Source organism: Nonomuraea rhodomycinica, from assembly GCF_013363995.1.
Taxonomy (GTDB): Bacteria; Actinomycetota; Actinomycetes; order Streptosporangiales; family Streptosporangiaceae; genus Nonomuraea; species Nonomuraea rhodomycinica.
Map to the genome: position 1 here is coordinate 108,869 of NZ_JABWGO010000011.1, position 25,963 is coordinate 134,831.

A 25,963-nucleotide genomic window follows, 5' to 3' on the forward strand; every position below is an offset into this window, starting at 1 on the left:
TCAGCCGAGGCGGTGGCGGTGGGACCAGGCCCGCCGGGTCTCCGCCTGCCAGGCGAGGTAGTCGTCGTGCGTACGGGCGTCGTGGCCGAGTGCCAGCAGCGCCCGGTCCGCCCAGGCGGCCGCCTCCTCCGGCTCGGCCCCCGCCAGGATCGGCGCGGCCAGCACGGCCGGCCCGAGCAGGGCCGCTTCCCGCACCACGGCCATCGACGCGAACGCGCACCCCTGCGCCAGGCAGGACCGGTACCCGTCGGCGCCCGCCCGCTCGGCCAGCAGCGCCAGCTCCTCGCCGGTGGCGCCGCCCGTGCGCGTGGCGGCGTAGGCGACCCCGGCCCACAGGTCGCCCCGCCGTCCCGCCGGGAACCCGGCGACGCGGTCGGCGACCGGCTCGGCAGCGGCCCGCTCGTGGTGCCACAGCAGCCGGCCGAGCCCCTGGTCGAACGTCGCGCAACGGGCCCGCGTCAGCAGCCCCGGCATGGCCCGTTCGTGCAGCAGGCGGACCCCGGCCTCCAGGCCCCGCTGGAACCCGTACCCGTCCACGGCCAGCCAGCGCAGCAGCGGATGCCCCCGGCACGCCCCCCGCATGGGCGGCAGGCGCAGCAGCGCGTACCCGCGCCCGGCGCCGAGGTGGACGGCGTGGTGGTGACGCGCGGCCGGTCCGGACAGCAGCGCGCGCAGGCGCCGTCCGCGCGACAGCGTGAGCAGGTCGAGCACCGCGCTCGCGGCCCCCGCGCCCTCGCAGGCGAACGTCCACCTCTCCCGAGGCAGCCCGTCGAGCAGCGCCGGAAGGGCGCCGGCGTCGCGGGACAGGGCGGCGTTGAAGCCGGAGACGTACGCGCTCTCGGCCTCCTCGACCCCGCGCCGGCCGGGCTCGGCGGCCCAGGGGCCGGCGGCGACCTCGTCGGCGTCGCGGGCCAGGAGCCTGCGCCAGCCGGCGGCCGGAGGCGCGGGCGCCGCGTCGATCCCGTCATGGTGCAAGTACGCAGTCGTGCCCGTGTCGCCCACGCTTCCCCCGAAGACGCCTCGTACGGCCACTCCCGACGCTAGTGACCCGCTTGCGCCCGCCCGGTGCGGCGCTCCGGCCTCACCGGCAAAGAAACCGCAAAAGCCCTTGCGGACGGGGGATCACGCGCGGGCGGGGGTGCAGCCGCACCGGTCCGGGTCGGACGGCGGCACGGACGGCGCGCTCACGTCGCGGAACAGCCCCGCGCCCGCCGACAGCCCCTCCAGCGCGTCCGCCGCCAGCACCACCGCGGCCGCCGTGTAGCCGGACCGCTCGTGCGGGAAGTGCTTGCGGTTGGCGAACTGCCAGCCGGTCCAGTACGACCCGTCCTCGTGCCGCAGGTGCTGGATGTCGGCGAACAGCCGCCGCGCCCGTTCCCGGTCGCCCAGCGCGTCGAGCGCCAGCACCAGCTCGCACGTCTCGGCGCCCGTGACCCACGGCTCGTCCGACACGCACCGGATCCCGAGGCCGGGCACCACGAACGTCGCCCACTCGCGCTCCACCAGCTCGGACGCCTGCGCGCCGCGCACCGCCCCGCCCAGCACCGGGTAGTACCAGTCCATCGAGAAGCGGCTCTTGTCGGCGAACGCCTCCGGATGGGCCGCCAGCACGTGCGCCAGCCGGTCGGCGGCCAGCTCCCAGTGCGGCTGCGGGTCGCCGAGGCGCTCGGCCAGCAGCACGCCGCAGCGCAGCGCCTGGTGGATGGACGAGCAGCCGGTGAGCAGCGCGTACGTCGAGGCCCGTCCCCGGGCGTCGCGCTCCCAGACGATCTCGCCGCGCGGGGTCTGCAGGCCCGCGACGTAGTCGAGGGCGGCCTTGACCATGGGCCAGCGCCGCTCGGTGGCCTCCTGGTCGCCGGTCACCAGGTGGTGGTGCCACAGGCCGGCGGCGACGTACGCGGCGTGGTTGGTCTCGCCGCCCTCCTCGACGGCGGCGCCGCCGACCAGCTTCATCGGCCAGGAGCCGTCCTCGCGCTGGTGCCGCTCCAGCCACTCCCAGCCGCGCCGCACGGGCTCCTCCAGCCCGGCGACCGCCATGGCCATGAGGCACTCGACGTGGTTCCAGGCGTCCACGTGCCCCTCGGGCCACGGCACGCCGCCGTCCTCCTGCTGGATCGCCGCGATGCTCAAGGCCGTCCGGACGACCTCCTCGCGGCCGATCACGCCGCGGGCTTCCTGACGTAGAGGACCACGCTCTTGCCGATGAGCGGGTTGAGCAGGGCCTCGGCGACGCGGGTCGCGGCGGGGCGCTTCATGATGTCCCACACGAGCAGCTCGTGGTACGCCTTGGCCAGCGGGTGGTCGTCGTTGTTGACGCCGACCGCGCACTTGATCCACCAGTACGGCGCGTGCAGGCCGTGGGCGTGGTGGTGGGGGCCGATGACGAAGCCGGTGGACTTCAGCTTGGCCGACAGCTCGGCCAGCGTGTAGATGCGCACGTGGCCGCCCGGGGCGGTGTGGTAGTCCTCGTCCAGCGCCCAGCAGATCCGCTCGGGCAGGAAGCTCGGCACCGTGACCGCGGCGATGCCGCCCGGCTTGAGCACCCGGAAGATCTCCCGCATGGCGGCCATGTCGTCCGGGATGTGCTCCAGCACCTCCGCGGCGATGACCCGGTCGAAGCTGCCGTCCTCGAACGGCATGTCCAGCGCCGTCCCCTGGACGGTCTGGCCGGTGGCGCCCTGCGGCACCTCGCCGGCCTTGTCCATCGCCGCGAACATGCCGGCCACGCCGTCCAGCTCGGCCTGGTCCATGTCGAAGGCGACCACGTCCGCGCCGCGGCGCAGCACCTCGAAGGCGTGCCGGCCCCCGCCGCAGCCCAGGTCGAGCACGCGGGTGCCGGGCCCCACGGGCAGCCGGTCGAAGTCCACGGTCAGCACTTGATCCGTCTCCTTGTGGTCGGGGAAAAGGGGCTTCTCGGCTGGGAGGAGATCAGCGGGCGGGGCGGTGGGCCGCGATGGCCTCGTGGTACGCCTCGACGGTCCGCTTGGCGACGACGTGCCAGGTGTAGCGCTCCATGACCCGGTCGTATCCGGCGCGGCCCACACGTTCGCGCTCCTCGGGCGAGTCGTGCAGGCGCCGCAGCACCGCGGCCAGCTCCTCCGGGTCGCCGGGCGCGACCTGGACCGCCGCGTCGCCGACCACCTCGGGCAGCGCACCGGTACGGCTGGCGACCAGCGGCGTGGCGCAGGCCATGTGCTCGACCGCGGGCAGCGAGAACCCCTCGTACAGGGACGGCACGACCGAGATCTCGGAGGTGGCGATCAGCTCGCCGAGCTCGTCGTCGGAGATGCCGTGGACGAAACGGACCCGCTCCTGCAGCGACAGCTCCTGGACGAGCTGCTCGGTGGGCCCGCCGGGAGTGGGCCGGCTGACCACGGTGAGGTTCACGTCGCGCTCGGTGGCGAGCTTGGCGACGGCGCGCAGCAGTGTGGCGACGCCCTTCATGGGGGAGTCGGCGCTGGCCACGGCCACGATCGAGCCCTTGCGCCGCGGCTTGTCCGGGCGGGGGTGGAAGTAGCGGGTGTCGACGCCGAGCGGGATCAGGCGCATGTTGGCCTGCGGGACGTTGAAGTCGCGGTGGATGTCGGCCAGCGACGACTCGCTGACGGTGAGGATGGGGCTGAGCCGCGGAGCGACGCGGGCCTGCATCTTGACGAACCCGTACCAACGGCGCAGCGACAGCCTCTTGGCGCCCTGCGCGGCCTCCAGCTCGATGCGCCGGTCCACGCTGATGGGGTGGTGGATGGTGCCGACCACGGGGAACAGCTTCTGGATGCCCAGCAGGCCGTACCCGAGGGTCTGGTTGTCCTGGACCACGTCGAAGTCGCCGACGCGCTTCTTCAGCTCGCGGTAGGCGCGCAGGGTGAACGTCAGCGGCTCGGGGAAGCCGGCCGTCCACATGGTGCCGACCTCGAGCCAGTCGATCCAGTCGCGGTACTCGTGCAGCTTGGGAGTCCGGAACGGGTCCTCGTCGCGGTAGAGGTCCAGGCTCGGCACCTCGTTGAGGATCACGCCGTCGTCGAGCTCCGGGTACGGCTGGCCGGAGAACACCTCCACGTGGTGCCCGAGGGCGACCAGCTCGCGGCTCAGGTGGCGCAGGTAGACGCCCTGCCCCCCACAGGTCGGCTTGCTGCGGTAGGACAGCAGCGCGATCCGCAACGGACACCCCTTTCTCCGCCGGTAGGCACGCTGTGTCCGGCGTGTACCGTGAAAGATGACCTTAGTCCGAAAAGGCTACCATTCGGTAGGTCGTCTGGAATTGTTCCTCATCTCTTCCGCAGGGCGCGCGAACTGCGACGTTGGCATGCCCGAGCGCGGTTCGGTGGAACGTGTTCTAGGTGGACTGGTGCTGTGACTAGGCCGTAGCTGTACATTCCCGTCCCAGACAGACGCGGTAGTGATAGGGGAGGGCCCGTTGGCCAGGCGCGCTTTGATCACCGGCATCACCGGCCAGGACGGCTCCTACCTCGCGGAGCACCTGCTCCGTGAGGGCTACGAGGTCTGGGGGCTGGCCCGCGGGCAGGCCAACCCGCGCGTGTCGCGGATGCGCAAGCTGCTCGCCGACGTGCAGGTGGTGCGCGGCGACCTCCTCGACCAGGGCTCGCTCATCTCGGCCGTGGAACGCGTACAGCCCGACGAGGTCTACAACCTGGGGGCCATCTCCTTCGTGCCCATGTCGTGGGAGCAGGCCGAGCTGACCGCCGAGGTCACCGGGATGGGCGTGCTGCGCATGCTGGAGGCCATCCGGGTGTGCTCCGGCGTGTCGCGCGGCGGCGCGGCGGCCGGCGGCCAAATCCGCTTCTACCAGGCGTCGTCGTCGGAGATGTTCGGCCAGGTCAGCGAGACGCCGCAGAACGAGCGCACCGGCTTCCACCCGCGCTCGCCGTACGGGGTGGCCAAGGCGTACGGGCACTTCCTCACCCAGAACTACCGCGAGTCGTACGGCATGTTCGCGGTGTCCGGGATCCTGTTCAACCACGAGTCGCCGCGCCGCGGCGCCGAGTTCGTCACCCGCAAGGTGTCGCTGGGCGTGGCCCGCATCAAGCTCGGCCTGGCGGACGAGCTGCGCCTGGGCAACCTGGAGGCGCGGCGCGACTGGGGGTTCGCGGGCGACTACGTGCGCGCCATGCATCTCATGCTCCAGGCCGCCACGCCCGAGGACTACGTGATCGGCACCGGCCGCATGAAGTCGGTCAGGGAGCTGGCCGAGGCCGCCTTCGCCGCCGCCGGGCTCGACTGGGAGCGGTACGTCGTCACCGACCAGGCCCTGCACCGCCCCGCCGAGGTGGACCTGCTGTGCGCCGACCCGAAGAAGGCGCGGGTGCAGCTCGGCTGGGAGCCCACCGTGTCGTTCGACGAGCTGGTCGCGCTGATGGTCGAGTCGGACATCCGTCTGCTGTCGGACGGCGGCGACCCCGACCAGGACAGTTCCTGGCCCTGATCCCCGGTCCGCCCCGCGCGGACCTCCGGCACGGGTCATTGACAAAATTGTCTTTTACGTAAAACAATGTTTTTGCGATGAGAGACGTCCTGTACCTGGAAGAGATCGAGCAGGCCGAGGCCCTGCTCAAGCCGCAGCGCGTGGAGGTGCTGCGGCAGCTCGCCGAGCCGCGCACCTGCTCCGAGGTCGCCGAGCGGCTCGGCCAGACGCCCCAGCGCGTCTACTACCACGTCAAACGGCTGGTCGAGGCGGGGCTGGTCGACCTGGTGTCGGAGCGCAAGGTGCGCGGCATCAACGAGGGCAGCTACCAGGCCGGCGCCCGCGCCTACTGGCTGTCGCCCCGCCTGGTCGGCCGGATCGGCCTGCGCCGGGCGCGCGACGAGCTGAGCCTCGGCTACCTCCTCGACCTGATGGAGGAAGTGCAGGCCGACATCGCCGGCCTCGACCGCGCGGCCCCCGAGCTGCCCTCGATCGGCGTCTCGGGAGAGATCCGCGTACGGCCCGAGGATCGGCAGCGGTTCCTCGACGACCTGCAGAGCACGCTGCGGGAGCTGTTCACGAGGTACGGCGGGGCCGAGGGCGACGCCTTCAAGCTCGCCGTCGCCTGCTACCCCGTTCACCCGCAAGACCTGAAGGAGGAGCACGATGACTGAGCCGATGACCCTGCGTGCCCGCGTCCAGGCCCCCGTCAAGGAGGTGCGGCACGCGCTGACCGACCCCGCCGCCATGCGGGTCTGGCTGGCCGAGCACGCCGAGGTCGAGCTGCCCGGCCGCTACGCGTTCTGGGGCCGGCACACCCCCGAGGGCGACGCGCCGCGCCAGCGGCTGCTGCACGCCGACGACCGGACGGTCCGCTTCGCCTGGACGCTCGGCGGGGTGGAGGCCACCACCGAGTTCGCCGTGGAGGAGGACGGCGACGACGCCACGATCGTGTCGCTGTCGCAGAGCGACTACGACCACCAGGAGGCCATCGCGAACACGAGCATCCGCGGCGTCCTGCAGACGTACTGGTGCCTGGCCCTGGCGAACCTGGCCGAGCACCTGGAGGGCCGCGAGCTCACCCCGAAGATCGACTTCACCACGCCCGACATGCGCGCCGAGGTGGTCGTCGACGCGGAGCCGGATGCCGTGTTCGACTCGCTGGTCGACTCGGAGAAGGCGACGCGCTGGTTCGGCTATCCCCTCGCGATCGAGCCGAGGGTGGGCGGGCGCTTCGCGATGGGCGGCTTGGACAACCCGAACCCGGCCGTGATCGTCGATCTGGAGCCGGGGCGGCGGCTGTCCGTGGACTGGGGTCCCGTCGGCGTCGGCACCTGGGAGCTGGATGGCTCCGGCGGGCGGACCCGGCTGACGCTGGTGCAGAGCGGCTTCGAGGGCGAGCTGCCGCCGTACGGCGCGTGGGGCGGGATCCTGGCGGGGCTGTCGGAGCTGCGCCGCTTCCACGAGATCCCGGACTGGCGGCCCATCTGGGCCGGGTAGCGGCGGCCGGACTATCTCCGCAGGTCCTCGCCCGGGGCCAGGTGGGCGAGGACGGTCTCGGCGATCGTGCCGAGGGCGTCGATCTGCTCGGGGGAGAGCAGGTCGATGAGGTGCCGCCGCACCGACGCGACGTGCCCGGGGGCGGCCTCCTGGATGGTGCGCAACCCCTGCTCGGTGAGCACGATCACCGAGCCGCGGGCGTCCGTCTCGCACCCTTCGCGGGCGACGAGCCCTCGCTGCTCCATCCGTCCGATGTGCCGGGACAGCCGGCTCTTGGACCAGAGCATCCGGTCGGCCAGCTCGGTCAGCCGCCGCCGGTGCCCCTCGGAGGAGGTCAGCGCCGACAGCACGTCGTAGTCGGGCGCCGACAGGCCCGACTCGCGGGTCAGGTCCTGGCTCACCTGGGCGTCGAGCAGCAGGCGCATCCGCCGGTATCCGATCCAGGCGCGGAACTCGTCGTCGTCCAGCCATCGGGGCTCGGGCATGCCCCCACCCTAACCCATGTCGTTGACGTGTAAACAACTGTGATTTAGGTTTACATGTAAACGACTTAGGAGGCGTCATGGGCATGTTCGGGCTCGGGATCTCCACCTCCGCGGCGGCGGGGGCGGACCCGGTGGGCGACGCGCGGGCGGCCGAGGAGCTGGGATTCGACTTCGTCTCCGCCTCGGACCATCCGTGCGGCAGCGCGCCGACGTACGAGGTGTGGACGATGCTGACCTGGGTCGCGGCGGCCACGTCGCGCATCAAGGTGGCCACGCGGGTGCTGGGCGTGCCGTACCGGTCGCCGGCGATGGTGGCCAAGATGGCCGAGACCCTGCACCGCTTCTCCGGGGGCCGGCTGATCCTCGGGCTCGGGGGCGGGTACTCGGACGAGGAGTTCCGGGCGTTCGGGCTGGGCGTGCCGTCGCCGCGGGAGAAGGTGGCCGGGATGGAGGAGGCCGTCCAGGTCATCCGGGGGCTGTGGTCGCAACCGTCGTTCACGTTCGAGGGCAGCCGCTATCAGACGTTCGAGGCCGACCTGGAGCCCAAGCCGGAGCGGCCGATCCCGATCTGGCTGGGGACGTACGGCAAGCGCGCGCTGGAGGTCACGGGCCGGCTGGCCGACGGGTGGATCCCGTCGTACGGGTTCGCGTCGCCGGAGCAGGTGACCGGCCTGCGCGCGCGGGTCCTGGCCTCGGCCGCCGCCAGCGGGCGGGAGGTGGAGTGCGTGTACAACGTGCCGGTGCGGATCGGCGACGCCGGGGACGCCGGCGTGGACGGCGGGGTCGTGGCGGGGAGCGCGGAGCAGGTGACGGAGCGGCTGGCGGAGTTGTGCGGGCTGGGGTTCGGGTCGATGAACCTCATGCCGGTGGGAACGGACTTCCGGGACCAGGCGGAGCTGCTCGCCCAGAAGGTGGTGCCGCACCTGAGGTAGGTGGGGCGGCCTTGACGGAAATGTCGGTATATGGCTGCACAATCCCCTTCATGACTATGGAGAGTGTCGTCCTCACCGGCGCCGCCGGGAACGTCGGCTCCGTGCTGCGCGAACCGCTGCGCGGCCGCCTGAGCCGGCTGGTGTCCGTGGACCGCGTGCCGCTGACCGCCGAGGGGCCGAACGAGGAGGTCCGGCAGGCCGAGCTGGGCGGCGTCGAGGACGTGATGGCGGTCGTCGAGGGCGCCGACGCGATCGTGCACCTGGCCGGCGTGCCGGACGAGGCGCCGCTCGCCGACCTCCTGCACGCCAACGTCCTGGGCGCCCACCACGTGCTGGAGGCGGCACGCCGCACCGGGGTCAGGCGGGTGGTGCTGGCCAGCAGCAACCGGCTGACCGGCTGTCACCCCTCCACGGAGACGGTCTCGCCCGAGACGCCGCCGCGCCCCGACGGGCTGTACGGGGTCAGCAAGGTCGCCCTCGAAGCCCTGGGCCGGCTGTACGCCGACAAGTTCGGGCTGGAGGTGGTGTGCCTGCGGATCGGCAGCCTGGAGCCCGTGCCGAGCGAGCCGCGGCACCTGGCCACCTGGCTGAGCCCGTACGACTGCGCCGGCTTCGTCTGGGCGGCGCTGACCCGGCCCGGCGTCACCTTCACCGCCGCGTACGCGGTGTCGGCCAACACCCGCCGGTTCTGGGAGCTGGACGACCGGCTCGGCTACCGGCCCCGCGACGACGCCGAGGACTACGCGGACCGCATCCCGGGGGCGGCCGAGTACTTCGCCGGTGAGCCGCTCCAGGGCGGCGCGTACGCGACGCCTGACTACACCCTCCGCCACGGGCTCGGCGAGCTTCCCTAGCGCCGGCAGGCTTCCCGTCGAGCTGTGGACAGCTTCTCCTCGTCCCCAGAACGGCATTCGGCGCCCGGGCGTGGCCTCGACCCCCGCCATCCTGAGCCCGTGAACCACTCCAGCGAAACCTGCGACCAGGGCCCCGATGTGGCCGGCGGCGCCCCGGCCGGTGAAGACCCCCTCAGCGGAGCCGCCCGGATCACCCAAGTCGGTCGCGGCGCGCCTGCGTCGGCCGCTGCTGCCCAAGGCGGTCGTGGGGGACCTGCGTCGGCCGCTGCTGCCCAGGGCGGGCGTGGCGGATCTGCGTCGGCCGGTTCCGCCGAGGGCGGGCGTGGCGGGCCTGCGTCGGCCGGTGCTGCCCAGGACGGTCGTGGCGGGCCTGCGCCCGCCGGTGCCGCCCAAGGCGGGCGCGGTGGATCGGGGCCCGCACGGGTCACCCCGGGAGCCCCCGGCGGAGCCGCGCTCACCCCTGCCCCGGCCACGCTCCTCGGGCGGGCGCGGGCGGTGACCCGGGCGGCGCCGCAGGCCGTCGCTTGCCGCCAGACCGCCGCGCACGTGTGGGGCCTGAACGCGCTCAGCCCGGGCGCAACCGACGCCGACTGGCCCGTCGAGCTCGTCGCCCCCGGTCACCTGGCGCTCCCCGGCTGTGTGACCCACGTCGCCACGCTGCCTCCGGGCGACGTGACCGTGCACAGGGGCGTGCGCGTCACCACCCCCGGGCGCACGGCCCTCGACTGCGCCCGCTGGCTGCCGCGCCTGGAGGCGGTGGCCGCCCTCGACCAGTTTGCGAGGCGCGGCGTGGACCTGGAGGAGCTGTGGCGCCGGGCCCCCTCGTGGCACGTGCGCGACACGCTCGCCCTGGCCGACCGCGGCGCGGGCTCGCCGCCGGAGAGCTGGCTGCGGGTCATCCTCGTGGACGGCGGCCTGCCCCGCCCCGCCACCCAGATCCAGGTGCCCCTCCCGGGCGACCGTCACGCGTACCTCGACCTGGGCTGGAAGCCGTACCGGCTGGCGGTCGAGTACGACGGCCGGGAGCACCACTCCTCGGCGGCCGACCGGCGCCGCGACGACACACGGCGCGCGGAGCTGCGCCGGCAGGGTTGGCGGGTCATCCCGGTGCGCAGGGACGTGATCCCCGCCCGGACGGCCGCCCTGCTGGAGCACGTCGCCAACGCCCTCATCGAGTGCGGCTGGCGTCCCACGCCACGCCAGACGACCCGCGTCCTCTCCCGCATCGGCGCCGCCCGCCGCCGTCACCGCTTACCCGGCGCGGCCGCCTCGCTCGGCCTGCCCGCAGCGGCGAACGAATGCACACCAGGCGCGGCCCATGCCACCCTGCGTCTGTGCTTACCGTCCGCCAACTCCTCGACCACCTCACCGGCCTGCCCGATGAGACCCCCGTCGTGGTCGACGTCAACGCCGATGGCTTGTACGTCCGCGTAGAAGATCTCAACGTGACCACCGACCAGGACTCGACACCTGGTGGCGACCCCCATGAAGGCATCGAGGTCGACATCTTCTGGGAGCCCGGCCAGGGCGGCTGGACCATGGCGGGCCTCTCCGAGACGCTTTTCACCCTGGACGACGTACAAGCAGTGCTCACCGAACGCGATGCACTCCGTCGGGAACTGGCCGAACTCCGGGCCGGCCTCTGTTCGTCCCTCGGCAGGCACCGCGGTGAATCAGGGCCGCGAGGGCTCACCGTCAGGCCCGTGCTCAGCGACCAGGAGATCTTCGCCGAGATCGAGCGACTGCGGACCATCGCCCCCGAGTCCTCCGCTTGACGCCGGATGGCGTCTGAACCGGCACCGATTTTTGACCTCCAGTTCCAGTAAGGCTACGGTGGCCGCATGGCACGCACCAAGGAGTTCGATCCGGACGCCGCCGTGGACAAGGCCATGGAGGTGTTCTGGGCCAACGGCTACGCCGCCACCACGCCGCAGCAGCTCGTCGAGGCCCTCGGCATCGGCCGGGGCAGCCTCTACAACGCGTTCACCAGCAAGCGGGCGTTGTACGAGCGGGCGCTCAGGCGCTACTACGAGCGGGAGACGACCCGGCTGCTCCAGGTGCTGGACGGGCCCGGCCCGGCGCGGGAGCGGCTGCGCGCCGCCCTCGAACTCCTGGTCGCCGCGGCCCTGGACGACCGGGAGCGGCGCGGGTGCATGGTCACCAACGCCGCCGTCGAGCTGGCCGACCGCGACGAGGTGATCGCCCACCTGGTACGCCGCACCTTCGAGCGGCAGGAGGCGGCGTTCCGCAGCACCATCGAGGAGGGGCAGCGGGACGGCGACATCAGCGCCGACCGTGACCCGGCGGCGCTGGCCGCGTTCTTCCTGACCACCATCAACGGCATCCAGGTGCTGGCCAAGGCCGACCCCGACCCGCGCCGCCTCTCGCGGTTGGCGGAGACGGCCCTGTCCGTCCTCTGAGCCGTCCGAGTCACCGACCTGGGTTTCTCCGAAGTGCTCAGGGGCGTCTGCGTGCCCGCATTTTGTAACTAGAGTTCAAGAAAGGTGTCCCCATCATGGATCTTCAGCTCAAGGACAAGACCGTCGTCGTCACCGGTGCCAGCAAGGGCATCGGTCTCGCCGTCGTGCGGGCGTTCGCCGCCGAGGGCGCCCGGGTGGTCGCCGCAGCCCGTACCGTCGGCGCCGGGCCGGGCGGGCTCTCCGACCCTGACGTGGTGGCCGTGCAGGCGGACCTCACCACCCCCGAGGGGGTGTGCGCCCTCGCCGAGCGCGCCGGCGACGTGGACGTCCTCGTGAACAACCTGGGCGGAGTCCTCGACGCCAGCATGCGGGCCGGCGGATTCCTGGACATCGACGACGAGACCTGGCTCGGCACCTTCCAGCTCAACCTCTTCGCCACCGTGCGCGTCACCCGTGCCCTGCTGCCCGGGCTGCTCCGGCGGCGCGGGGTCGTGGTGAACGTGTCCTCCATCGGCGCCCGCGCCGCGTTCAAGCCGATCGACTACGGCACCGCCAAGGCCGCCCTGACGAACCTGACCAAGGGGCTCGCCGAGGAGTTCGGCGGGCAGGGGCTGCGGGCCCTGACCGTGAGCCCGGGGCCGACGCGCACCCGTAACTGGGACGACCCCGACGGCTACGCCGGTGAGCTGGCCCGGGCGGCCGGTGTGGAGCTCGACGAGTTCCTGGCCGGCGTGCCCGGCCGGATGGGCATCACCACCGGACGGCTCACCGAGCCTGAGGAGACCGCCGCGCTGGTGGCCTTCCTCGCGTCCCCGGTCTCCGGCAACCTCACCGGCGCCGACTACCTCGCCGACGGGGGAGTGATCAAGACGGTCTGAGCGGCTCCGCGGCAAACGGGGCGTCAGTTCACCTTGACCGGCAGTTCCTTGATGCCGTTGATGAAGTTCGAGCGCAGCCGCCGCGCCTCGCCCGTGCGGCGCAGGCGCGGGTAGCGGCGGGCGAGCTGCTCGAACAGGACCCTGAGCTCCAGCTTGGCCAGGTGGTTGCCCAGGCAGAAGTGGGCGCCGCCGCCGCCGAAGCCGATGTGCGGGTTCGGGTCGCGGCCGATGTCGAAGACGTCCGGGTCGGGGAAGACCGAGGAGTCCCGGTTGGCCGAGGAGTAGAAGACGACGACCTTGTCGTTCTCCTTGATCTCCCGGCCCCCGAGCGTGAGGTCCTGGGTGGCCGTGCGGCGGAACAGGTTGACCGGGGACACCCACCGGACGATCTCGTCGGCGGCCGTGCGCGCCATCGACGGGTCGGCGACCAGGCGCTCCCACTGCTCCGGGTGGTCGGACAGGGCCAGCATGCCGCCCGAGGCGGCGTTGCGGGTCGTCTCGTTGCCCGCCACGACGAGCAGCAGCACGAACAGGTCGAACTCGTTCTCGTCCAGCGTCTGGCCGTGCTCGTCCGGCTGGATGAGCTTGGTGACGATGTCGTCCCGCGGGTTCGCCCGGCGCTGGGCGGCCAGTTCGTTGGCGTAGGCGTAGAGCTCCATGGCCGCGGCCCCGCCCTCGCCGCCGTCCGTGTCCGCGTAGTCGGGGTCCTGGGCGCCGATCATCCGGTTCGACCAGGAGAACAGCTTGTCGCGGTCGGACACGGGCGCGCCGAGCAGCTCGCAGATGACGTACAGCGGCAGCGGGGCCGCGACCTCGGTGACGAAGTCCACCTCGCCCGAGCACTTGTCGAGCAGGTCGTCGCAGATGTCGCGGATGTGCTGCTCCAGCGCCCCGATCGTGCGGGGCGTGAAGCCGCGGTTGACCAGCGAGCGCCGGCGCGTGTGCTCCGGCGGGTCCTGGTTGAGCATCATCATCCGCTGGAAGACCCGCTGCTCCTCCGGCACCTCGTGGAACAGGGCGAGCCGGCGTTCCGAGGAGAAGAGGTCGGAGCGCCGGGACACGTACACGACGTCCTCGTAGCGGGTGACCGCCCAGAACGGGGGGTCGTCGTCGTGGCGGTGGACCGGGTCGTGCTCGCGCAGCCAGCGCAGCTGGTCGAGGGGTGGTCCGGATTGCGCGTACTGATCCTGGTCGACGAGGTCGATCCGCACGGTCGCTCACCTCAGGGGGACGGTTCCCATGAATCTGGAACGTGTTCTCTTTCGGGTTCGCCCTCCAGTCAACCGCACCCGGTCCCGCAAGGCCACCCGCGCTTCACCGCGGTCGCGCCGGGTATGAGACATCGGGTGTTTGTCGCTCCGGATCTGTTCGCCCGGTCGTCCGGTCCGGTCGCCCGGCCGGGGGTGGCGCCTTGGCGGCAGGCGACGGGCCGCCCGGTCCCGGGCGGAGCGCTCCGCTCGGGAGGTGATGGCCGAAGTCGTCCGATGATCGCGCTCGCACCGTGCGTTTGTGGTCCGGTAACGGGAGTTCTTCCTCCTCCGATGTCTCATCGCTCTTTCTCGACGCGTCTTCTGGGGCGTCCTGATCTTCTCCTGGGGTGTTTCGGGTGCGGCGTCGGCATATTTCCACCCACGGATCCGATGTATCGCCCCCCGAAGGCTTGACATCCCTGCTCGGCTCCCACCAGCATCGGAGCTATAGACATCCGATGTATGGACTTGTTGACGAAGGATGCGGTGTGAAGCTGCTGCGAGTAGGACCTGTCGGGCAGGAACGGCCGGTGGTGATGGACGACGCCGGCAACCTGCGTGACATCGGAGAGCCCGACATCGACGGGGCTTTCCTCGCTTCCGGGGGAGTGGCCCGCGTCCGCGAGGCGCTGGAGCGCGACGAGCTGCCCGTCGTCGTGGGCGAGGGGCTGCGGGTCGGGCCGCCGATCGCGCGGCCCGGCAAGATCGTGTGCATCGGCCTCAACTACAGCGACCACGCCGCCGAGTCGGGCGCCGACGTGCCGGCCGAGCCGGTCGTGTTCATGAAGGCCGCCAACACCATGGTCGGCCCGTACGACGAGGTGCTCGTGCCGCGCGGCAGCGTGAAGACCGACTGGGAGGTCGAGCTCGCGATCGTCATCGGCAGGCGGGCCCGCTACCTCGACAGCCGCGAGGAGGCGCTGGACGCCGTCGCCGGGTACGCCGTGTCCAACGACGTCTCCGAGCGGGAGTTCCAGCTTGAGCGCGGCGGCCAGTGGGACAAGGGCAAGTCGTGCGAGACGTTCAACCCCCTGGGGCCGTGGCTGGTGACGGCCGACGAGATCACCGACCCGCAGAGCCTGGCGCTGCGGCTCTGGGTGAACGGCGAGCTGCGCCAGAACGGCGACACCAAGAACATGATCTTCGACGTCGCCGAGATCGTCCGCTACCTGAGCCAGTTCATGGTGCTCGAACCGGGCGACGTCATCAACACCGGCACCCCGGCCGGCGTCGCCATGGGCATGCCCGGCCAGCCGTACCTGCGGGCCGGCGACGTGATGGAGCTGGAGATCGAGGGGCTGGGCCGGCAGCGGCAGACGGTGGGGCAGGCATGAGGGGTGACGTCGAGAAGGCGGCGCGGCCGTACCGGATCGTGGAGATGGAGACGCGCGACATCCGCTTCCCCACCTCGCGCGAGCTGGACGGCTCCGACGCCATGAACCCCGACCCCGACTACTCCGCCGCCTACGTCGTGCTGAGGACCGACGACGGCTTCTCCGGCCACGGGTTCGCGTTCACGATCGGGCGCGGCAACGACGTGCAGACCAGCGCCATCGCCGCCCTGCGGCCGTACGTGATCGGCAGGGACGCCGAGGACCTCGGCGCGCTCTACAAGGAGCTGGTCAACGACTCGCAGCTGCGCTGGCTGGGCCCCGAGAAGGGCGTCATGCACATGGCGATCTCCGCCGTGGTCAACGCCCTGTGGGACCTCAGGGCCAGGCGCGCGGGCAAGCCGCTCTGGCTGCTGCTGTCGGAGATGACGCCCGAGGAGATCGTCGACCTGGTCGACTTCCGCTACCTCAGCGACGCCCTCACCCCCGAGCAGGCGCTGGAGATCCTCCGGCAGGCCGAGGACGGCAAGGCCGGGCGGATCGAGACGCTCCGGCGCGAGGGCTTCCCCGCCTACACCACCTCGCCGGGCTGGCTCGGCTACGACGACGACAAGCTGCGGCGGCTCTGCAAGGAGGCCCTGGACCAGGGGTTCCCGCAGATCAAGCTCAAGGTGGGCGCCGACCTCGCCGACGACGTGCGCCGCTTCCGGGTGGCCCGCGAGGTGTGCGGGCCCGACTACCCGATCGCGATCGACGCCAACCAGCGCTGGGACGTCGACTCCGCCGTCGCCTGGGTCAGGGCGCTGGGCGAGTTCAACCCGCACTGGGTGGAGGAGCCCACCAGCCCCGACGACGTGCTCGGCCACGCCGCGATCGCCGAGGGCGTCCGCCCCATCGCGGTGGCCACCGGCGAGCACGTGCAGAACCGCATCGTCTTCAAGCAGCTGCTCCAGGCCGGCGCCCTGTCGTACCTGCAGATCGACGCGGCGCGGGTCGGCGGCGTCAACGAGAACATCGCGATCCTGCTGCTCGCGGCCCGCTTCGGCGTCCCGGTCTGCCCGCACGCGGGCGGGGTCGGGCTGTGCGAGCTGGTGCAGCACCTGTCGATGTTCGACTACGTGGCGATCAGCGGCTCCATGGAGAACCGGGTCATCGAGTACGTCGACCACCTGCACGAGCACTTCACCGACCCGGTCGTCATCGACGACGGACGGTATCGCGCTCCCTCCGCGCCGGGCTTCAGCGCGGAGATGCGCCCCGAGTCGATCGCCGCCTACACGTTCCCCGACGGCGAGGTCTGGAAGGACGCATGAGTCTCAAAGCGATCGTGACAGGAGGCGGGTCGGGCATCGGCCTGGCCACCGCGACCCTGCTGGCCGAGCGCGGCATGCGGGTCGCGTGCCTCGACCTGCGTCCCCCCGGCGAGCCGTTCGTCGGCATCAAGGTGGACGTCACCGACGACGCGGGCGTGCGCGCGGCGGTCGCCGAGGCGGCCGAACGGCTCGGCGGCATCGACGTGGTCGTCAACAACGCGGGCATCGGCGCCCAGGGCACGGTCGAGGACAACCCCGACAGCGAGTGGCACCGGGTCTTCGACGTCAACGTGCTCGGCATGGTGCGGGTGAGCCGGGCGGCGCTGCCGTACCTGCGCAGGTCGGAGCACGCGGTGATCGTCAACACCTGCTCCATCGCCGCCACGGCGGGCCTGCCGAACCGCGCCCTCTACAGCGCCACCAAGGGCGCGGTGCTGTCGCTGACCCTCGCGATGGCCGCCGACCACGTACGCGAGGGCATCCGCGTCAACTGCGTGAACCCCGGGACCGCCGACACGCCCTGGGTCGGCCGGCTGCTCGACACGGCCGAGGACCCGGAGGCCGAGCGCAGGGCGCTGAACGCCAGGCAGCCGATGGGCCGCCTGGTCACCGCCGAGGAGGTCGCCGCCGCGATCGCCTACCTCGCGAGCCCGGAGGCGAGCGCGACCACGGGCATGGCGCTCGCCGTCGACGGAGGCATGCAGGGGCTGCGCCTGCGCCCCGCCCCCTGAGCGCACCCGCCTGCCCGCCAACTGAAATCAGCACCACAGGGCCGGCTCCAGAGGGGAGCCGGCCCCGGCCCGAGGAAGGTGTCTCCACGATGAAGCTCGGCCCGGTCGCCGCCGGTGCGGCCCTCATGGCGGTCGTCGCAGCCTGCGGCTCCAGCAGTACGTCCACAGCCGGCAGCGGCGCGGCGGGCGGCGGGAAGGTCGGCATCGACTACCCGCGCGCCGACTCCGACTTCTGGAACTCCTACATCAAGTACGTCCCGCAGATGGCCGCCGAGCAGAAGGTGGACCTGATGCCGGCCACCAACTCGCAGAACGACGTGGGCAAGCTCGTCAGCAACGTGCAGGCGCTGGTGGGGCAGGGGGCCAAGGCGATCGTCATGGCCCCGCAGGACACCGGCGCCATCGCCAGCACCCTGCAGCAGCTGGAGAACAAGAAGATCCCCGTCGTGTCCGTGGACACCCGGCCCGACAAGGGCAAGGTCTCCATGGTCGTCCGCGCCGACAACCGGGCGTACGGGACGAAGGCCTGCGAGTTCCTCGGCGAGAAGCTGGGCGGCAAGGGCAAGGTCGTGGAGCTCATGGGCTCGCTCAGCTCGGTCAACGGCCGTGACCGGGCCGAGGCGTTCCGCGAGTGCATGAAGACCAAGTTCCCCGGGATCACGGTGTTCGAGGAGCCGACGGAGTGGGAGGGCAGCAAGGCCGCGTCCATGCTGCAGACCCGCCTGGAGCAGAACCCCGACATCAAGGGGATCTACATGCACGCCGGCGGCGTCCACCTGGCCCCGACGCTCCAGGTGCTCAAGCAGAAGAACCTGCTGGTGCCGCCGGGCGACCCGAAGCACGTCTTCGTGATCTCCAACGACGGCATCCCGGAGGAGCTGGCGGCGATCCGCAAGGGCGAGATCGACGCCACGGTCTCGCAGCCGGCCGACCTGTACGCGAAGTACGCGATGTTCTACGCGAAGGCGTCGCTGGACGGGAAGACCTTCAAGGCGGGCCCGACGGACCACGACAGCACGATCATCCAGCTGCCCAACGGTCTGGAGGACCAGCTTCCGGCTCCGCTGGTGACCAAGGACAACGTGGATGACAAGAACCTCTGGGGCAATCAGGTCAAGTGATGAAATATCACGTTGAAGCTCGTAATGTCGTGAAGCGCTTCGGGCCGACCGTGGCGCTCAACGGCGCGAGCATCGCGATCGCCGAGGGCGAGACGCACGCCCTCGTCGGCCGGAACGGCGCCGGCAAGTCCACGCTGGTGTCGATCCTCACCGGCCTGCAGCCCGCCGACGAGGGCGAGGTGCTGTTCGCGGGCGAGCCCGCGCCGGCCCTGGCCGACCGCGACGCCTGGCGGCGGCGCGTCGCCTGCGTCTACCAGAAGTCCACGATCATCCCCGCCCTCACGGTCGCCGAGAACCTGTTCCTCAACCGGCAGACCGACGGCGGCGTGATCAGGTGGCGGGCGCTGCGGGCCAGGGCGCGCGAGCTGCTCGACACGTACGAGGTGGACGTGGACGTCCAGGCGCTGGCCGGGGACCTGAGCGTCGAGCAGCGCCAGCTCGTCGAGATCGCCCGGGCGCTGTCGTTCGGCGCCCGCTTCATCATCCTGGACGAGCCGACCGCCCGCCTCGACGGTCCCGCCATCGAGCGGCTGTTCGCCCGCATGCGCTCGCTGCGCGAGCAGGGCGTCACGATGATGTACATCTCCCACCACCTGGACGAGGTGTACGAGATCTGCCAGAGCGTCACGGTCTTCCGCGACGCGCGGCACATCGTCACCCGGCCCGTCGCCGGCTTCTCCCACGACGAGCTGGTGGGCGCCATGACCGGCGAGGCCACGGCCGCCTACCAGGCCCGTGCCCGCACGCCGGGCGAGCGCGTCGTGCTCGCCGGCGAGGGCCTGTCGCTGGCCGGCCGCTACCGGGAGGTGGACCTCGCCGTCCGCTCCGGCGAGGTGGTCGGTCTGGCCGGCTCGGCCAGCAGCGGCAAGGTCGGGCTCGCCGAGACCCTCGTCGGCCTGCGCAAGCCCGACGCCGGCACGGTCACGGTCAACGGCGTGCGGGTACGCCCCGGCGACGTGCCGTCCGCCCTGCGCGCCGGCCTCGGCTTCGTCCCCGAGGACCGCCACCACGAGGGCTTCGTGCCGCTGCTGTCGGTCGCCGAGAACGCCACCATCCCCGTCGCGGGCAAGCTCGGCCGCTTCGGCACCGTCTCCCCGTCGCGGCAGCGGGCCCGGGCCGTCCAGCTCATCGACGACCTCGACATCAAGACCGAGGGGCCCGGGCAGCCCGTCGGCGACCTGTCCGGCGGCAACGCGCAGAAGGTGGTGTTCGCGCGGGCGCTGGTCGACGACCCGTCCGCGCTGGTAGTGATCAACCCGACGGCGGGCGTGGACGTCAAGGCCAAGCAGGCCCTCCTCGGCGCCGTCGAGGACGCGGTCGAGCGGGGCGCCGGCGCCGTGCTCGTCTCCGACGACCTCGACGACCTGCGCGTCTGCGATCGGGTGCTGGTGATGTTCCACGGCCGGGTCGTGAAGGACGTGCCCCGTGGGTGGACCGACCACGAGCTCGTGGCCGTGATGGAAGGCATTGAACAGTGACGACACTGACCGCGTCGCCGGCCCCCCGGGTGCGGCTCGCCCGGTTCCGGGACCTGACCCTCGTCCCGGTGATCCTCATCCTGCTCGTCGTGGGCGCGTTCCTCGACCCGACGTTCCTGACGAGCGGCAACCTGACGAACGTGCTCCAGCAGCAGGCCGCGATCAGCCTGCTCGTGCTGGCCGAGGCCATGATCCTGATCTCCGGCAAGTTCGACCTGTCGCTGGAGTCGACGGTCGGCATGGCCCCGGCCATCGCGGTCATGATGGTGATCCCGGCCTCGGCCGGCGGGTTCGGGCTCGGCCTGCCGGGCAGCCTGGTCATCCCGCTCTGCCTGCTGGTCGGGGCGGCCATCGGCGCCTTCAACGGCTTCCTGATCATCAAGTTCCAGCTGTCGGCGTTCATCGTGACGCTGGCCATGCTGATCATCGTGCACGGGCTCCAGCTCGGCCCCACCCAGGGCAAGACGCTCTTCGAGCTCCCCGACTCGATCCTCTACCTGGGCAGCGCCGTCTGGCTCGGGCTGCCGGCCTCCATCTGGATCGCCGGGGTGCTGTTCGCGGCGGGCATCGCCGGGCTCGCCTACTTCCGGATCGGCCGTGCCCTGTACGCCATCGGCGGCAACATCGACGCCGCCCGCGCCGCCGGCATCCGCGTGAACCGGGTGCTGTGGGGGGTGTTCATCCTCGGCGGCACGCTGGCGGCGCTCGCGGGCGTGCTGGAGACCGGCCGGCTCGGCGCCATCGGCTCCAACCAGGGCGTCGGCTGGATCTTCATGGTGTTCGCGGCGGCCGTCATCGGCGGCGTCAGCATGGACGGCGGCAAGGGCACGATCCTCGGCGCGCTGACCGGCGTCCTCGTCATCGGCCTGGTGCAGAACATCCTCACCCTCAAGGGCGTCTCGGGCTTCTGGCAGCCGGTCGTCTACGGTGCGATCATCCTGGTCGCGCTCATCATCAGCCGCATCGCCGGAGGAAAGGCGCAGGACTGATGGAACGGATCGCGCTGCGCACCCGGCTCAGGCCGGGCTGCGAGGAGATCTACGACCGGGAGCACGCGGAGATCCCGGCCGAGCTGGAGCAGGCCATGCGCGAGCACGGGCTGCGCTCCTGGCGCATCTACCGCGACGGCCTGGACCTGTTCCACTTCGTCGAGGTCGAGGACTACGCGGCGCTGCAGGCGGCGCTGCGCGACCACCCCGCCGACCGGGCGTGGCAGGCCAGGATGAACCGGCTGCTGGACGGCGACTTCGACAAGGGCTCCGGCGGGCTCTCGCTGGTCTGGGAGCTGACGTGACGGTTTCGGGAGACGACGTGACCGGGGGAGACGACGCGCTGGACCTGCCGCGTCATGGGTTCGGCGCCGCGCCGATCGCCGGGCTGTACGAGGCGGTGAGCGAGGAGCAGGCGCGCGCCACGGTCGAGGCCGCCTGGTCGAGCGGCGTGCGCCTGTTCGACACGGCCCCGCACTACGGGCTCGGCCTGTCCGAGCGCCGCCTGGGGGCCGCGCTCGCCGGCCGTACGGGATATGTGCTGTCCACCAAGGTCGGCCGCCTGCTCGTGCCGTCGAGCCGGGACGGGCGCGACGACCAGGGCTTCGACGTGCCCGCCGACCGCGTGCGGGTCTGGGACTTCTCGCGCGACGGCGTGCGCCGCTCGCTGGAGGAGTCCCTGGAACGGCTGGGCCTGCCGGCCGTGGACGTCGCCCTGATCCACGACCCCGACGACCACATGGAGGAGGCGCTCTCCCAGGCGTATCCGGCCCTGGCCGAGCTGCGCGAGCAGGGGGTGGTCAAGGCCGTCGGCGTCGGCATGAACCAGTGGCGGGCGCCGCTGCGCTTCGTCGAGGAGACCGACATCGACGTGGTCATGCTGGCCGGCCGGTACACCCTGCTCGACCGGTCGGGGCTGCCGCTGCTGGAGGCGTGCGCGAAGCGCGGGGTGCGGGTGCTGGCGGCCGGGGTGTTCAACAGCGGCCTGCTGGCCACCGCCCGGCCGTCGGGCACGTTCGACTACGCCCCGGCGCCGCCCGCCGTCCTCGATCGAGCCCGCCGCGTCGCCGCGATCTGCGACTCGCACGGGGTGCCGCTCCCGCAGGCGGCGATGGCCTTCCCGCTGCGGCACCCGGCGGTGGCCACGATCGTGCTGGGCGCCCGCTCGCCGGAGGAGGTGCGCGCCAACGCGGCGCTGTGGGACCGGCCGGTGCCGGAGGACCTGTGGGCGGAACTGGAGGCGGAGGGGCTGCTCTGAGGCGCGGGATCAGTGGGATCAGGCGGTGAGGGCGTAGCTGGCGATCCACAGCCCCGGGATCACCTCGCGCTCGCCCCGGGACTCGAACCCCAGCCGCTCGTACAGGCTGCGGGCCGGCACGTTGTCACGTCCGGTGGACACGATCACCCGGCGGCCGGCCGCCCGCGCCATGACCTGCTCGACCAGCGCCCGGCCGATGCCGCGCCGGTGGGCGCCGGGGTGCACGATCAGCCGGTTGACGTCGATCTCGTCCGGTGACTCCTCCCACGCCACGGCCCCCACCAGCGCGCCGTCCTCGTCGAAGGCGCCGAGCCAGGCCAGCGGCTCGGCGCGCAGCGCGTCGAGGGTCTCGTGCAGGGGCGGGATCCGGTCGTCGCCGATGAGCTCCGCCTCCACGGCGTACGCGGCGTGCTGCAGATCGAGCAGTTCCTGGCCGAAGGGGTCGCTGTGAGGAGAGATATCCGAGATGTGCACGCGATGAGTATGTCGTCGCGCCCGGGCCCGACGCGCGTCATTTTCGGGACGTACCGGGCGAGGGGATGAGCAGCCACGCCTTCGACGGGCCCGGCTCGTACGGCGAGTCGAGGCGCTTGCCGACGACCCCGGGCAGGCCCTGCTCGCGGGCCGCCTGGCGGACCGGCGCGGCCTGGCCGGGCCACGACGGAGCGGTCTGCCAGCGCGCCGCCGACAGGCCGAGCGCCTCCAGCGCCGCCCGGCGCGCCGTGTACGGCTCGGCCACCAGCGAGCGGCCGTCGTCGTAGAGCAGGTCGTAGCAGACCAGCACCTCCGCGCCGCCCAGCGTGACCACCTCACCGTCGAGGACGGCGCTGCGGCTGCCGAACGAGGCGGCCAGGGGACGCAGCCACGGGTACGCGCGGGCCGCGTCCGTCCGGCCGCCGTCGATCGGCACCAGCGTCCGCCGGCCGCCCCACGCGAACTCGAACGCGTACCCCTCCTCGTCGCGCGGCGGCCGGACGCGCTCGACCGGCAGCATGGGCTCCAGCGGCGGCAACGGGTCGCGCGCCGGCGGGTCCATCCGGTGGATCATCCAGTTCTTGCCGTTCGTCTGGAACAGCACGAACCGCCCGGAGGCGCGTGAGCCGCGCAGCACCACCTTGACCTCGCGGTCGGACCATTTCTCGGTCTCGTACGTGCCGTGGTCCCAGATCGTCATGGCGCCGCCGCCGTACTCGCCGGCCGGGATCTCGCCGTGGAAGGTGAGGTACTCCATCGGGTGGTCCTCGGTGTGGACGGCCAGATGGTTGACGGCCGGGTCGGCCGGCAGGCCCTTGGGGATGGCCCAGGACGCCAGGACGCCGTCGTGCTCCAGCCGCAGGTCCCAGTGCAGGGAGCGGGCGTGGTGCTCCTGGATCACGAACGCGTCGCCGTCGCCCTGGTCTGCCGGTGATTCGGGCCGGTCGGGGGGCTGCGCGGGTACGGGTTCGGGGGTACGGCTGGGGTCGCGTCTGCTCCGGTATCGCGCGAGTTTGTCGGCCACACCCGCCTCCTACCCCCGCCCACCCGGCCCGCACTGCGGCGACGTTGACGGGGCGGGAAGTGCTGAACACCAAAGTCGCGCACCGCGCATACTTTCGGATGAGGGCAGGGACCTCGCGCATGGTTACGGTGGCTGCGGAGAACGACGCCGAGGGACGCCATGCCGCCCTTCCCTCCTGCCGTGGCGGTCGTTCGTCAGCCGCTCACGACGGAAGGAGCACTGCCCATGCCATCCGGTGACCCGACCTCGCCGGGCCCGACCACCCTGCCCACGCCGGGCGATCGGGTCGTCGTCTGGGTGGGGGCCCCGCTGCTGGGCGCCGGGGCCGGCTGGCTGCTGCGGTACGTCGCCGGGTGGGCGACGTCACTGCCGTGGACCCCGTTCGAGGGGCCGTTACGGCTGATCGAGTCCATCCCGCCGACGGCGTTCACGATCGGGGCGGTCGTCGTGGGCGTCGTCGCGGGCCTCGTGCTGGCCGTGATCGCCGACGAGTACACCGTGAAGATCGTCATCGACGACGGGCGGGTGTCGATCGCGCACCGCAGCTCCCGGCAGGAGCTGCCGCGCTCCGCGGTGGCCATGGCCTTCCTCGACGCCAAGCACCTGGTGCTGCTCGGCCACGACTCCGAGGAGCTGGTCCGGCAGGGCGGCGACCTGCCCCGGCCGCGCCCGCTGGCCCAGGCGTTCCTGGCCCACGGCTATCCGTGGCGGGCCGAGGGCGATCCCCACCGGGAGGAGTTCCGGCGCTGGGCCGACGGCCACCCCGACCTGACCGACGCCGCCCACGCCTACCTCCGGGCCCGCGCCCGCGCGCTGGAGAAGGGCGACGACGACGACGCCGAGCAGTTGCGGCAAGAGCTGGCGAGGCTGGGCGTCGCCGTACGCCAGGAGGGCAAACGCCAGTTCTGGCGCCCCGCCGGCCGCGGAGCGGCGGACCCCGAGACCTGACCCGGGAGGACGCTCGGGGACGGATGAGCGGTCGATGCCGTGCTTGCGCGGGGCTCTTGAACGGCTGCCGGTCCGGCGGGGCCGTCCCTTCCGACAGAAGCCGCCGGAAGGGACGAGAGCCCCCGCGGCGCGACGCTTCGGTCCGCGCGGAGGGGGTGGAGACGTTCAGGGCTTCTTACGGGAAAGGGGAGCGGCTAGGCGGAGACGTCGGGCGACGTCGCCTCCCGAGAAGGCTCGGCCGAGTCGCGGGGCCTCCTCATCCCCGCGAGCGCGCCCAGAAGTGACGGCAGCGCTCCGGCCGCGAAGCAGGCGACCAGGGCGAGATGGCCGAGGAGCAGCCCCACGGAGGCCGAGCCCGCGGCGTTCCCGGTGTTGAACGCCGTGTTGACCCACGCGCCGGCCTGCGTCCTGGCGCCGGCGGCCGCGCTCTTGTCCGCCAGCATGTACGCGGTGGTGAGGGCGGGGGCGACGAACAGCCCGGCGACGCCGGCCACCAAGGACAGCACGACGATGTCGGGCGCGAGCCCGGCGGCGGCCAGGGACAGCGCCAGCGCCGTGGCCAGCAAGGGCAACCGCCGTTCCAGGCTGAGCCGCCACGAGACGGCGCCGTGGACCAGTCCGCCGACGGCGCTTCCGGCGGCCAGCGCGGCCTCGACCCAGGCGACTGCGGCGAGTTGCGCATGCTCCCCGGCGAACGCGACCAGGAGGAGGCTCAGCGAGCCCAGGCTCATGCCCACGCCGGCGGTCACCAGAACCGGCCGGCGCAGGCCGCCGAGGCCCGCGAGCGGCCTCCACCTGCTTTCGGCCCGCCTGCCCGCGGACGGCTCGGAAACGCTCGGCGCCTCGGCCTGCTGGAATCCTCGTGAGGACGCGGAGTCCACGGCGGGCGAGGACACCAGTGCCAGCGACCCGGCGGCCACCAGTGCGGCGCTGACGAGGACGCCCAGCGAGGGATGGGCCACTCCCGTCAGCAGACCGGCGATCAACGGACCGGTCACGTAGAGGAGTTCCTCGGCGACGGTGTCGAGCGCATAGGCGCGTTGCAGGAGGGGGCCGTCAGGGAGCAGGTCGCTCCACAAGGTCCGCATGATGGGGCCGAGCGGTGGGGTGAGCGCCCCCGCGATGCCCGCGAGCGGCCACAGCAGGGCGCCGGGTGTCCCCGGCTGCCACGTGAGGACGGCGACCAGGGTCAGGAGCAGGGCGTACGTGACCGCCATCGGAGGGAGGGCCCGGCGGACCCCGTACCGGTCGATCAGCCGGGCGCGTATCGGAGACAGCGATGAGCTGGCGAGCCCGAACAGCGCGATGGCACCGCCGGCCATGGTGTAGGAGCCGGTGGCCTGGGTGAACGCCAGGACCAAGGAGAGGAAGACGATTCCGTAGGACGATCTCCCGACCAGCGCCGCGACGAAGGTACGGCCGGCGAGAGGGATGCGAAGAACGGCGGCGTAGGACGCCGCTGAAGGAGAAGACACGAGAACACCTCGAAAAGGCAGCGTCAGGCCACGGCGCGTGGCGGAGACGCTGCGAGCCTCAGGGACACCGAGTCCGTATCGAG

At 72.3% G+C, this 25,963-nt stretch carries 27 protein-coding genes; 18 read left to right on the plus strand and 9 right to left on the minus strand.

Going from position 1 to position 25,963, the window contains the following annotated elements; genetic code table 11:
• The 4 genes from HT134_RS34345 to HT134_RS34360 all read right to left on the minus strand — a co-directional run bounded on the left by HT134_RS34345 (position 1) and on the right by HT134_RS34360 (position 4,158).
• Positions 1-975 carry a DUF1702 family protein gene (locus HT134_RS34345; protein ID WP_175604648.1) on the minus strand — a complete coding sequence of 325 codons (975 nt, stop codon included), beginning with the start codon at positions 973-975 and terminating at the stop codon, positions 1-3.
• Between the two features lie 147 nt (positions 976-1,122).
• Complete coding sequence (locus HT134_RS34350) at positions 1,123-2,163, minus strand: glycoside hydrolase family 15 protein (RefSeq protein WP_175604649.1); 1,041 nt, start codon at positions 2,161-2,163, stop codon at positions 1,123-1,125.
• Entirely contained in the window at positions 2,160-2,876 is a 717-nt protein-coding gene (locus HT134_RS34355; protein ID WP_175604650.1) for a class I SAM-dependent methyltransferase, read from the minus strand. The genes HT134_RS34350 and HT134_RS34355 overlap by 4 nt, the downstream gene beginning before the upstream one ends.
• A 52-nt stretch (positions 2,877-2,928) precedes the next feature.
• Positions 2,929-4,158 (minus strand): glycosyltransferase family 4 protein, encoded by a 1,230-nt coding sequence (locus HT134_RS34360; protein WP_175604651.1) that lies wholly within the window; start codon positions 4,156-4,158, stop codon positions 2,929-2,931.
• 256 nt (positions 4,159-4,414) lie between these two features.
• Between HT134_RS34360 and HT134_RS34365 the strand changes: the two genes are divergently transcribed.
• The 3 genes from HT134_RS34365 (at position 4,415) to HT134_RS47280 (ending at position 6,919) form a co-directional block, all read left to right on the plus strand.
• Entirely contained in the window at positions 4,415-5,440 is a 1,026-nt protein-coding gene (locus HT134_RS34365; RefSeq protein ID WP_175604652.1) for a GDP-mannose 4,6-dehydratase, read from the plus strand.
• Positions 5,441-5,517: 77 nt separating this feature from the next.
• Positions 5,518-6,093 (plus strand): ArsR/SmtB family transcription factor, encoded by a 576-nt coding sequence (locus HT134_RS34370; RefSeq protein WP_175604653.1) that lies wholly within the window; start codon positions 5,518-5,520, stop codon positions 6,091-6,093.
• Complete coding sequence (locus HT134_RS47280) at positions 6,086-6,919, plus strand: SRPBCC family protein (RefSeq protein ID WP_175604654.1); 834 nt, start codon at positions 6,086-6,088, stop codon at positions 6,917-6,919. Before HT134_RS34370 ends, HT134_RS47280 begins: the two co-directional genes overlap by 8 nt.
• Positions 6,920-6,930: 11 nt before the next feature.
• On the opposite strand, the gene HT134_RS34380 is transcribed toward HT134_RS47280, so the two are convergent.
• A complete protein-coding gene (locus HT134_RS34380) occupies positions 6,931-7,404 on the minus strand; it encodes a MarR family winged helix-turn-helix transcriptional regulator (RefSeq protein WP_175604655.1) in 474 nt (157 codons plus the stop codon).
• 77 nt (positions 7,405-7,481) lie between these two features.
• Between HT134_RS34380 and HT134_RS34385 the strand changes: the two genes are divergently transcribed.
• From HT134_RS34385 to HT134_RS34410, 6 genes are all read left to right on the plus strand, one after another.
• Complete coding sequence (locus HT134_RS34385) at positions 7,482-8,336, plus strand: LLM class flavin-dependent oxidoreductase (RefSeq protein WP_175604656.1); 855 nt, start codon at positions 7,482-7,484, stop codon at positions 8,334-8,336.
• A gap of 50 nt (positions 8,337-8,386) precedes the next feature.
• The gene (locus tag HT134_RS34390; protein ID WP_175604657.1) at positions 8,387-9,190 is read left to right on the plus strand and encodes an NAD-dependent epimerase/dehydratase family protein; all 804 of its coding nucleotides are present in this window, start codon (positions 8,387-8,389) and stop codon (positions 9,188-9,190) included.
• Positions 9,191-9,685: 495 nt separating this feature from the next.
• Positions 9,686-10,624, plus strand: a complete 939-nt coding sequence (locus HT134_RS47875; RefSeq protein WP_175604658.1) for a type IV toxin-antitoxin system AbiEi family antitoxin — start codon at positions 9,686-9,688, stop codon at positions 10,622-10,624.
• Entirely contained in the window at positions 10,585-10,965 is a 381-nt protein-coding gene (locus HT134_RS34400) for a hypothetical protein (protein WP_175604659.1), read from the plus strand. Before HT134_RS47875 ends, HT134_RS34400 begins: the two co-directional genes overlap by 40 nt.
• A gap of 66 nt (positions 10,966-11,031) precedes the next feature.
• Positions 11,032-11,610 (plus strand): TetR/AcrR family transcriptional regulator, encoded by a 579-nt coding sequence (locus tag HT134_RS34405; RefSeq protein ID WP_175604660.1) that lies wholly within the window; start codon positions 11,032-11,034, stop codon positions 11,608-11,610.
• A 95-nt stretch (positions 11,611-11,705) separates the two neighbouring features.
• Complete coding sequence (locus HT134_RS34410; protein ID WP_175604661.1) at positions 11,706-12,488, plus strand: SDR family oxidoreductase; 783 nt, start codon at positions 11,706-11,708, stop codon at positions 12,486-12,488.
• Between the two features lie 23 nt (positions 12,489-12,511).
• Here HT134_RS34410 and HT134_RS34415 read toward each other — a convergent pair whose 3' ends face one another.
• Complete coding sequence (locus HT134_RS34415) at positions 12,512-13,699, minus strand: cytochrome P450 (RefSeq protein WP_175604662.1); 1,188 nt, start codon at positions 13,697-13,699, stop codon at positions 12,512-12,514.
• 527 nt (positions 13,700-14,226) lie between these two features.
• On the opposite strand from HT134_RS34415, the gene HT134_RS34420 reads away from it, so the two are divergent.
• From HT134_RS34420 to HT134_RS34455, 8 genes are all read left to right on the plus strand, one after another.
• Positions 14,227-15,072 carry a fumarylacetoacetate hydrolase family protein gene (locus HT134_RS34420; RefSeq protein ID WP_175604663.1) on the plus strand — a complete coding sequence of 282 codons (846 nt, stop codon included), beginning with the start codon at positions 14,227-14,229 and terminating at the stop codon, positions 15,070-15,072.
• Positions 15,069-16,382 carry an L-fuconate dehydratase gene (locus tag HT134_RS34425; RefSeq protein WP_175604664.1) on the plus strand — a complete coding sequence of 438 codons (1,314 nt, stop codon included), beginning with the start codon at positions 15,069-15,071 and terminating at the stop codon, positions 16,380-16,382. The genes HT134_RS34420 and HT134_RS34425 overlap by 4 nt, the downstream gene beginning before the upstream one ends.
• A complete protein-coding gene (locus tag HT134_RS34430) occupies positions 16,379-17,113 on the plus strand; it encodes an SDR family NAD(P)-dependent oxidoreductase (protein ID WP_175604665.1) in 735 nt (244 codons plus the stop codon). The genes HT134_RS34425 and HT134_RS34430 overlap by 4 nt, the downstream gene beginning before the upstream one ends.
• 89 nt (positions 17,114-17,202) lie before the next feature.
• A complete protein-coding gene (locus tag HT134_RS34435) occupies positions 17,203-18,234 on the plus strand; it encodes a sugar ABC transporter substrate-binding protein (protein WP_175604666.1) in 1,032 nt (343 codons plus the stop codon).
• Positions 18,235-18,263: 29 nt separating this feature from the next.
• The gene (locus tag HT134_RS34440) at positions 18,264-19,712 is read left to right on the plus strand and encodes a sugar ABC transporter ATP-binding protein (protein ID WP_312888661.1); all 1,449 of its coding nucleotides are present in this window, start codon (positions 18,264-18,266) and stop codon (positions 19,710-19,712) included.
• Entirely contained in the window at positions 19,709-20,701 is a 993-nt protein-coding gene (locus HT134_RS34445; RefSeq protein WP_175604668.1) for an ABC transporter permease, read from the plus strand. The genes HT134_RS34440 and HT134_RS34445 overlap by 4 nt, the downstream gene beginning before the upstream one ends.
• Positions 20,701-21,006, plus strand: coding sequence for an L-rhamnose mutarotase (locus tag HT134_RS34450; RefSeq protein ID WP_175604669.1), 306 nt, complete (start codon positions 20,701-20,703; stop codon positions 21,004-21,006). Before HT134_RS34445 ends, HT134_RS34450 begins: the two co-directional genes overlap by 1 nt.
• Positions 21,003-21,959, plus strand: a complete 957-nt coding sequence (locus HT134_RS34455) for an aldo/keto reductase (protein ID WP_312888662.1) — start codon at positions 21,003-21,005, stop codon at positions 21,957-21,959. Before HT134_RS34450 ends, HT134_RS34455 begins: the two co-directional genes overlap by 4 nt.
• Before the next feature lie 18 nt (positions 21,960-21,977).
• On the opposite strand, the gene HT134_RS46295 is transcribed toward HT134_RS34455, so the two are convergent.
• Complete coding sequence (locus tag HT134_RS46295; protein WP_175604670.1) at positions 21,978-22,433, minus strand: GNAT family N-acetyltransferase; 456 nt, start codon at positions 22,431-22,433, stop codon at positions 21,978-21,980.
• Positions 22,434-22,470: 37 nt separating this feature from the next.
• On the minus strand, positions 22,471-23,457 hold the full coding sequence (locus HT134_RS47880) for a DNA polymerase ligase N-terminal domain-containing protein (protein ID WP_175604671.1): 987 nt from the start codon (positions 23,455-23,457) through the stop codon (positions 22,471-22,473).
• Between the two features lie 225 nt (positions 23,458-23,682).
• Here HT134_RS47880 and HT134_RS34470 point away from each other — a divergent pair, with 225 nt between their 5' ends.
• The gene (locus HT134_RS34470; protein ID WP_246366114.1) at positions 23,683-24,405 is read left to right on the plus strand and encodes a YqeB family protein; all 723 of its coding nucleotides are present in this window, start codon (positions 23,683-23,685) and stop codon (positions 24,403-24,405) included.
• Between the two features lie 194 nt (positions 24,406-24,599).
• Here HT134_RS34470 and HT134_RS34475 read toward each other — a convergent pair whose 3' ends face one another.
• On the minus strand, positions 24,600-25,880 hold the full coding sequence (locus HT134_RS34475) for an MFS transporter (RefSeq protein ID WP_175604672.1): 1,281 nt from the start codon (positions 25,878-25,880) through the stop codon (positions 24,600-24,602).
• Positions 25,881-25,963 lie beyond the last annotated feature (83 nt).

Bases quoted from the DNA above. Each gene is read 5' to 3' on its own strand.
- HT134_RS34450 (WP_175604669.1), top strand. From the start codon at position 20,701: ATGGAACGGATCGCGCTGCGCACCCGGCTCAGGCCGGGCTGCGAGGAG.
- HT134_RS34430 (WP_175604665.1), top strand. From the start codon at position 16,379: ATGAGTCTCAAAGCGATCGTGACAGGAGGCGGGTCGGGCATCGGCCTG.
- HT134_RS34470 (WP_246366114.1), top strand. From the start codon at position 23,683: ATGCCATCCGGTGACCCGACCTCGCCGGGCCCGACCACCCTGCCCACG.
- HT134_RS34385 (WP_175604656.1), top strand. From the start codon at position 7,482: ATGGGCATGTTCGGGCTCGGGATCTCCACCTCCGCGGCGGCGGGGGCG.
- HT134_RS34390 (WP_175604657.1), top strand. From the start codon at position 8,387: ATGACTATGGAGAGTGTCGTCCTCACCGGCGCCGCCGGGAACGTCGGC.
- HT134_RS34405 (WP_175604660.1), top strand. From the start codon at position 11,032: ATGGCACGCACCAAGGAGTTCGATCCGGACGCCGCCGTGGACAAGGCC.
- HT134_RS34410 (WP_175604661.1), top strand. From the start codon at position 11,706: ATGGATCTTCAGCTCAAGGACAAGACCGTCGTCGTCACCGGTGCCAGC.
- HT134_RS34380 (WP_175604655.1), bottom strand. From the start codon at position 7,404: ATGCCCGAGCCCCGATGGCTGGACGACGACGAGTTCCGCGCCTGGATC.
- HT134_RS47280 (WP_175604654.1), top strand. From the start codon at position 6,086: ATGACTGAGCCGATGACCCTGCGTGCCCGCGTCCAGGCCCCCGTCAAG.
- HT134_RS34370 (WP_175604653.1), top strand. From the start codon at position 5,518: ATGAGAGACGTCCTGTACCTGGAAGAGATCGAGCAGGCCGAGGCCCTG.
- HT134_RS34435 (WP_175604666.1), top strand. From the start codon at position 17,203: ATGAAGCTCGGCCCGGTCGCCGCCGGTGCGGCCCTCATGGCGGTCGTC.
- HT134_RS34425 (WP_175604664.1), top strand. From the start codon at position 15,069: ATGAGGGGTGACGTCGAGAAGGCGGCGCGGCCGTACCGGATCGTGGAG.